This is a genomic window from Prevotella sp. SGI.167 (assembly GCF_050313615.1).
Classification (GTDB): domain Bacteria; phylum Bacteroidota; class Bacteroidia; order Bacteroidales; family Bacteroidaceae; genus Prevotella.
In genome coordinates, this window is record NZ_JBNPLT010000022.1 from 52,132 (window position 1) to 58,866 (window position 6,735).

Sequence of the window (6,735 nt, forward strand, 5' to 3'; positions counted from 1 at the left end):
TCATCAATGATATTTGTAACAATCATGGTTACATGGTTAATCCAGCCAAAAGCCCACTCCATATTTGCATCAGCCTGCTGATGTCGCCGTTTATTGTTCCCTTTTCTCTTATGGTAAAACGTGCTATCATGTCCAGCAGATAGCATTTGAACAGTATCTTGTCCATCCATTTCCCATCCGGCGAATCAACATAAGCCATGATGTCCTGGGCTGTCCAGTGACGCTCGAAAATGAATGTCTGGATGAAGAAATGATATTTATCCAACAGGGGAGGGTAGGTCATCTGGGCATATTCCCAATCAAAGACAAATAGTTCGTCCTGCTCCACATACATGTTCCAAGGAGTGAAGTCAGCATGATAAGCACAAAATCCAACATGTTTTCCCTCCCATTGCTTGACAGTATCTTCAACGGCATGCATCACCATAGCCTTGTCCACCTCTTCGGGTAGCCAGTCGGTATGTTTTTGCAAAGCCGTGAGCACCCGACAAAAGTCGCTCTTTTCAAATGCTATTTCTTGAATGGTCGCTTCTTTCAGCCGTAACAGAAATTTGTCGTGTAGTATTCCCCATTCGTGTACCACCTTTGACTGACTTGTTTTTGTTGTACTTTGCACGAATATGCTCAACCCGTTGCCCAAATCTCCACAGAACAGACATTCGGGCACACTCCTTATACCTTTTTTATGCAGAACATTCAACAACTGTGCTTCATTATCAAACAATGCGGCTATTTCACAGCTGTCTGTAGCCTTGCAATACCCCAATATCCTGTGTCCTTTGCTGAGTTGAATCGTTATTTTCTGATGTACACAGGGTGTTCCGCAGAAGATGGAAAAATCCAATTCTTCCGTGTCAGTTACCTTTTCCAGCAACTTCTTCAATTTCCCATCAAATCTGCATCTGATTTTCTCCGTATGAAGCAGACTCCTCACCATCCGTATCTTGTGCAGCAAAGGAAAGCCTCTTTTCATCCATTTTCCCTTCCAGCCGCTTGGCTGATATAGTTCCATTGCTGTGCGAAGGTTTTTGGCAGGCATTATCCAGATCTTTCCATCGGCATTATTGAACCGGTAGAACAGGCATCCTTCATCGAGGTTAAACAATTTGTTGAAAACAGCAGTGATAGTCATCAAATGCAAAGGTTTATCTACGAACGATATGCTCGGGTAATCACATCTTTTATTTCGGCTCCATGGTGTTCCCAGCAGCATGTAGCGGAAGCATCTTGAGCTTTTTTGCCCATCATTTTTCTTGTCTCTACATCAGTAAGTCTCAACATCCCCTTCGTGATGTGGTCTATCACAAAATCTCTTCCTTTTCTGGGTATGATGATTGCATAGTCATGCGTGAAGTATCGTGTATATCCAGTTGTGTCTATGCATATCAAGGGTTTCCCCAATGCCATAGCGTCAAATGAAACAGTGACGGCTCCCTCCTTCAATGCTGCATTGATCACAACATCAGCATCAGCCATCAATGTTTTGTATTTCTCCATGGAAATTTTGCCTGTAAGCGATATATATTTGCCAAGCCCCCTGTCTTTGACCATCCTTTCAAGTCTTTCCTTGTCATAGCCTTCTCCTACTATTGTCACATGAATTTGGTCATTCTGCTTCACGGCGGCATGGGTAGCTTCAATGATCAGGTCAAATCCACGCCAAGCATCCAGGCGGCCTATAGTGACATATTCGGTGACATCCTTTTTTCCCGTTTGTTTGTGGCAAGGGTAAAGCGTTGCTTCAGCAGCAACATCGGTAAAAATGATTGTCTTGTTGGCATAAGCCGAAGGAATGTATTGACGGGTAAAGTCGGTTTTACATAATATCAGATTGGCATTTTTGCATCGTTTTTTGAATCCCATGTTCCATTTGCTCAACAAAGCTATTTGCCTACGAATCCTTTCAATGATATAGCTCTTTTTTCCGTAGTGTTTGCAATATTCTTCAGGTATGGTTTCCAAACCTCCTATGGGTCCCCATATGAAGAATTGCTTTTGTCCATAGCTGCTCACCTTCCACAATGCGTTTCCGTAGGTGAGATGGTGGAAAATCCTGATGTCATTCTCCTGCATGGTCCTTTTCACGATATGGTTGGTACACACCTGCCATATATTATAATAGGTACGCACACCGCGCAAACCCTTTTTCCAGAAACGTGCCCATTTGGGCCAGTCGTAATACAGCCAGTGGATATTTTTATATGCGGGATGCTTGTCAATCCAAGGCTCGATGGTGTGCCGATTGCTTTCGCGTGTCAGCACCCACAGCTCGAAGTACTTCGACATCTCCAGCACCCAGTGCCAGCCCACGCCAATCTCACTTCCCAAGCCCGGTTCACAAGCATAGGCAGAGATAAAAATTTTCTGTTTCAAAGTCAACAAATAAAAAAATCATTACCGCTTTGCAGCCAACAGCCAATGGGCGAGTATGGGACTCAGACGAATGATTCGCCCCACAAGCAGAGAGGCCGCAATCACCACAGCCGCTACAGCCATAGCTAACATATATTCTATGATTGGATTCGGATTTGCTTTAAACCACTCACCAATGCCTGCCATATTACGTGGCAGAAAGAAATAGTGGATAAAATAAATATCAAGCGTATATCTTCCCAACATTTGCAACAAGCGTCCCACCAGTGACTCACTCCAACCCTCATACTGTTTGAAACCCATGAGTATGACTATAAGAGCTGATAGCGTAGTCATGGCTAACCATAAGATACTTGAGCCGATATAGGCTATGCCTCCACCACGATATGTGTAGAAGTGCAACAAGATACACGCTACGATTATGCCCCCCCATTCGTGACTTCCTTGCTACTTAAACCTCTACCAAGAAGTCCACATTCTGCAATCTGCGTACCGACAACAAAGTAGATAAACGACTTAAAGTGTACAAGTCCGAGAAGTGGAATCACCGCATAGTTATGCTCTTCACGCAGACACCATACTGAAGCATAAAGTATAACCACACTAACAGCCACAAGAAATACCTTCTCTGAAATACGGCTCAATTTCATTGCCTGCGACACTAACTTCAGCACAGCATATACAGCCACAAACTGAAACAGAGAGAATGTAAACCAGTAACCGCCTTTATAGCTATCTATCCAAGCGGAAATATAGTTGCTGCCTTCCATCCACACGTATAAAGCCATAAACACAGCCGCTGGCACAAAAAGCAGAAAAGCCTTCTTTCCTAAGAACTTCCAAAAGCCACTCTTCGGAATGTTCACAAGAAAACCGCTTACCATGAAGAATAAGGGTACTTCTACCTCATCGCTCAAAATCCGCATGATGGCATTATCAAGATGGCATACTGAAAAGTACAACACATGCCCTATCACTACGAGCAGCATGGCAAGCCCGCGCATCGCATCAATGAATCCAATCCTTTTTCCCATAATCTATAAGAAGTTGTTTAAAATTTATTGAAAAATAATATTATACATGCCAATAATATATTGAATATCAGTAGGTTAATTGGATTGTTTTTTGTAACTTTATGAGTACCAATCGTAAGCACTCAATTTAGGGCATACGTATGATTTAAAGCACTTTTTCAGTGCTCAATCGTCACGAGTGTTAAAAATGAAGGTTGGATTTAACAATTGGATTTTCCAACAACAGAACCACGTCTCGCCAGTCTATCCTATATACTTTCTCACCACCCTCTATGCTCATTTTCATAAACTGGTAGCCACTGATAAACTTCTTCTCAAAAAGGCTGTATGAACGGTTGTCATAGGTAAACATGCGTACTATCCTTCGGTCCTTTGACATTACAATGAACACATCACCGTCATCCGGCTCGCGATGAAGCTGTTCGCGGATGATTGACAACACGCGACTGTGCTTGCAACGCATATCTGAGAAATCACGAACATAATAAAAGTGGTTTAAACCGGTAACGCTCAACATAGCCCCTCCAGCTTCTCTACCAAACGGACAAGATCCTGATAGTTTAGGTTCCTCTGACTTAAATGAAGACCATTGCTCATTCGCAGTTCTATCATTATACGAACTGGGGAAGGCGATGCTGGCTGAATGGAATCGGATTGAACGGATGCTTCTTTTTCCGAGTCTGAGGGTCTGCCATCTACCTTTACCTCTACAAGCTGTTTGCGTGTGTCCTTGTACCATTTCGAAAAAATGTTGTAGGGAACTTTGTTCTTTACACAAAAACTCTGTATCGATTCGCCATGAGGCAACGCCTCGGTTTGATACTGAAAATAAAATCTTTCTAAATCTTCGCTGCTGTACATAATTATAATGTTTAAATTCAGCAGCAAAGGTACAAACCTTATGTTATAGCCCTAAATTGAGTGCTTACCTACTTGGTGATTAACTAATAAGTCCTTTTGGCAGTTTTGAGACTATTACATCAAATATCTTTCCAATTCTCAACATTCGGAATGTGCAGTCTCTGCATACATCTATGGCAACACAAACCGCAAATATAAGACAGCAGACAAGTAGGCAATGCAGCAGTATTGGAACAGTGTAGGTTTCCTGAATGTTGAAAATCCACAACTTCCTGTTGTTGATCATTCCTTGATGAATAAGATAGACCGCTAGGGTATAGGGGGAAAGCTTAGTGAGCAAACGCGTAAACCGATTGTCAAGGTTTTTCTTCGAAAACCATAAGAACACGAGAATCGCCAGAAACATTATCACGTTGTTGTTCTTGTCTGCCATAAGCTGATAGCCTTCAGCTCCCCGATAATTTACAAGCAGATAGTTCATCATTACTATACCAAGCGTAAGACATATCCATAAACCTATCGCAAGCTTGCCACAGTGGAGTTTTAACCAGGACGGTATTCCATGAAGCCTGAAGTAGCCCGAGAGTAAGTACAGAAACACAAATAGACCCAAAGAATGGGTTCCGGCAAAATGACGCCCAAAAGGATATTCAAACGTCATCACGAACAGAATGACAAGCAACCACCTATATTGCTTATTATTATTGACATTCTTGGCTATTAACGAAAGGAATGGAGCAATGGCTATCAGCCCCAAATACATGGTTATAAACCAGTAGCTACTGAAGGAAACAGGAAGTAAATCATTCCCCCCCCTTCGTTGTTTACAAGTATTGACACCATAATTCCATATATGAAGGTTTGAAGCCAGATGTTCATCATTCCCTTCCATCTGAATGACAATCTGTCAATCAGGAAGTATCCTGTAATCAGGACAAAGCAATCTACGCCAATCACGCTGATAAGGAACAGAGCCTCAATGCTGATGTAGTTGAATATGTCCATGGAACTTTTCATAGGCATAAAATGATACCATTCGGAAGATTTCAGCCCCCAATAGCAATAATGTTGGGTGACAATGAAAAACATAGCAAGCACCCTCAGAACCTCAAAATTGATAATGCGTTTTTTCTGCTTCATTGTATATTCGTTTTTATCATTAATCAGCGATTATGAGTAATTATTCCAATTAGGACGTTTATTTGATTAGAGCACCTTTCAGTGCACATTTGTTCAGAATGCTAAAAGTTCGATGTTTGATTTAACGACTGGCGCAAACAATGCCATATTTTTGTCAGGTCATGCCCCCCTGCATACGTTAAGTATTTTTTTTTGAATAGTCACCAAGATGCCTATAGCATACTTTATGAAGTATGTTGAGACATTAATTTCTTATAAAAAGTGGGCTGTCCGTTACAAGTCGTTTTCCATCTTGTTTTATAGGACAGTTTGAACACCCAGTTGTCTTTTGTCATCTGCTCATATTCTTGTTGATTCCATGGTTTGTTTAGCATGAAGTGCAGTTGTCCCCGCTTGACATTGTTTTCAGGAATGTCATCTATCATTTGCTTTACCTCTGGAAATTTGCGGTAGGCGTAGTCGTAGAGATAATCAATAAACAAATAGAATGGGATGTTGCTGTTCGTTGAATAAAAAGAGAAGAAGAATTCTTTGGTAAAGACAAGCAGGGGATTTTTGATGAATACTGTGCCCATACACCATCCGCACCATCTTGAATTGCTCCACCAAGGGAACTCTGGAGCATTCAGTGTCTTAGGGCTTGTCAATGGTAGTCTCTTGACGTCTGCTGGTATTTCTCCCGTTATCCAGCAAGTAGAATCCAACCACATACCACCATGGTCTGCCAAAAGTGTAACTCTGACAATGTCGCTGAAATGCGTGAAACTTATACTGCCGTTTTCAACTTTCTCATATATGTATTGTGGAATCTGGCAATATTGCATTATATTGTCTCTCGTTATCAGAACTACGTTGCTGTTGTGAGCACATAGTTGAGTGTAGCACCCTTTTACGAGTTTCGGCATATGGTCCTTACCCTGCCACCAGAATACCCATATACGATATTCTTCTACAATCGACTTGTTTACATTTCTATACGTATCGGGAAATGACAATAGTTGTTTATTAAAAATGTAACTGTCCATCCATTCTGTAATCTTTTTCTTTCCCCAAAACTGTAGGCATACTAGCGGATGACAATAATTGCCTATCCACCATGCCGTGTTATAGACTGCAAGTTTCCAGGAATAGTGATGTCCCTTTTCAAAGAATTCGTTGAGGATCATGTGTAGTCTTGAAAAGGCTTTCCCGATTTTGGATTGTGTCTTGAATATAATAGCCATAATTTTTCTGATTGTGGGATTAATCCCGATAGTTCCATTTTCTCCTTAATAACAAACAGTATGGCATAATCAATGCCGTTATATTGCTCAGCCAGCTATAAAAA

9 protein-coding genes are annotated in these 6,735 nt (G+C 41.4%); all 9 read right to left on the minus strand.

All coding sequences use genetic code 11. From position 1 onward, the window contains the following. Positions 1 to 28: 28 nt before the first annotated feature. The 9 genes from ACQRBJ_RS11450 to ACQRBJ_RS11490 all read right to left on the minus strand — a co-directional run bounded on the left by ACQRBJ_RS11450 (position 29) and on the right by ACQRBJ_RS11490 (position 6,631). Positions 29 to 1,135 (minus strand): hypothetical protein, encoded by a 1,107-nt coding sequence (locus ACQRBJ_RS11450; protein WP_445303676.1) that lies wholly within the window; start codon positions 1,133 to 1,135, stop codon positions 29 to 31. 14 nt (positions 1,136 to 1,149) lie between these two features. Continuing rightward, positions 1,150 to 2,373, minus strand: a complete 1,224-nt coding sequence (locus ACQRBJ_RS11455; RefSeq protein WP_445303677.1) for a glycosyltransferase — start codon at positions 2,371 to 2,373, stop codon at positions 1,150 to 1,152. A 21-nt stretch (positions 2,374 to 2,394) separates the two neighbouring features. Then, a complete protein-coding gene (locus ACQRBJ_RS11460; RefSeq protein ID WP_445303678.1) occupies positions 2,395 to 2,676 on the minus strand; it encodes a hypothetical protein in 282 nt (93 codons plus the stop codon). 116 nt (positions 2,677 to 2,792) lie between these two features. Next, positions 2,793 to 3,407 (minus strand): acyltransferase family protein, encoded by a 615-nt coding sequence (locus ACQRBJ_RS11465; RefSeq protein WP_445303679.1) that lies wholly within the window; start codon positions 3,405 to 3,407, stop codon positions 2,793 to 2,795. A 181-nt stretch (positions 3,408 to 3,588) separates the two neighbouring features. Beyond that, the gene (gene tnpB, locus ACQRBJ_RS11470; protein ID WP_445303680.1) at positions 3,589 to 3,924 is read right to left on the minus strand and encodes an IS66 family insertion sequence element accessory protein TnpB; all 336 of its coding nucleotides are present in this window, start codon (positions 3,922 to 3,924) and stop codon (positions 3,589 to 3,591) included. Continuing rightward, positions 3,918 to 4,268 (minus strand): hypothetical protein, encoded by a 351-nt coding sequence (locus tag ACQRBJ_RS11475; protein WP_445303681.1) that lies wholly within the window; start codon positions 4,266 to 4,268, stop codon positions 3,918 to 3,920. The genes tnpB and ACQRBJ_RS11475 overlap by 7 nt, the downstream gene beginning before the upstream one ends. Positions 4,269 to 4,347: 79 nt before the next feature. Then, positions 4,348 to 5,031 carry an acyltransferase family protein gene (locus tag ACQRBJ_RS11480; RefSeq protein ID WP_445303682.1) on the minus strand — a complete coding sequence of 228 codons (684 nt, stop codon included), beginning with the start codon at positions 5,029 to 5,031 and terminating at the stop codon, positions 4,348 to 4,350. A 2-nt stretch (positions 5,032 to 5,033) separates the two neighbouring features. Next, positions 5,034 to 5,408, minus strand: coding sequence for an acyltransferase family protein (locus ACQRBJ_RS11485; protein ID WP_445303683.1), 375 nt, complete (start codon positions 5,406 to 5,408; stop codon positions 5,034 to 5,036). Between the two features lie 224 nt (positions 5,409 to 5,632). Next, on the minus strand, positions 5,633 to 6,631 hold the full coding sequence (locus tag ACQRBJ_RS11490) for a capsular polysaccharide synthesis protein (RefSeq protein WP_445303684.1): 999 nt from the start codon (positions 6,629 to 6,631) through the stop codon (positions 5,633 to 5,635). Positions 6,632 to 6,735: the final 104 nt, after the last annotated feature.

Coding starts and splice junctions, on each gene's coding strand:
- ACQRBJ_RS11460 (WP_445303678.1), bottom strand. CDS start 2,676: ATGGGTTTCAAACAGTATGAGGGTTGGAGTGAGTCACTGGTGGGACGC.
- ACQRBJ_RS11465 (WP_445303679.1), bottom strand. CDS start 3,407: ATGGGAAAAAGGATTGGATTCATTGATGCGATGCGCGGGCTTGCCATG.
- tnpB (WP_445303680.1), bottom strand. CDS start 3,924: ATGTTGAGCGTTACCGGTTTAAACCACTTTTATTATGTTCGTGATTTC.
- ACQRBJ_RS11475 (WP_445303681.1), bottom strand. CDS start 4,268: ATGTACAGCAGCGAAGATTTAGAAAGATTTTATTTTCAGTATCAAACC.
- ACQRBJ_RS11480 (WP_445303682.1), bottom strand. CDS start 5,031: ATGTATTTGGGGCTGATAGCCATTGCTCCATTCCTTTCGTTAATAGCC.
- ACQRBJ_RS11485 (WP_445303683.1), bottom strand. CDS start 5,408: ATGAAGCAGAAAAAACGCATTATCAATTTTGAGGTTCTGAGGGTGCTT.
- ACQRBJ_RS11490 (WP_445303684.1), bottom strand. CDS start 6,631: ATGGCTATTATATTCAAGACACAATCCAAAATCGGGAAAGCCTTTTCA.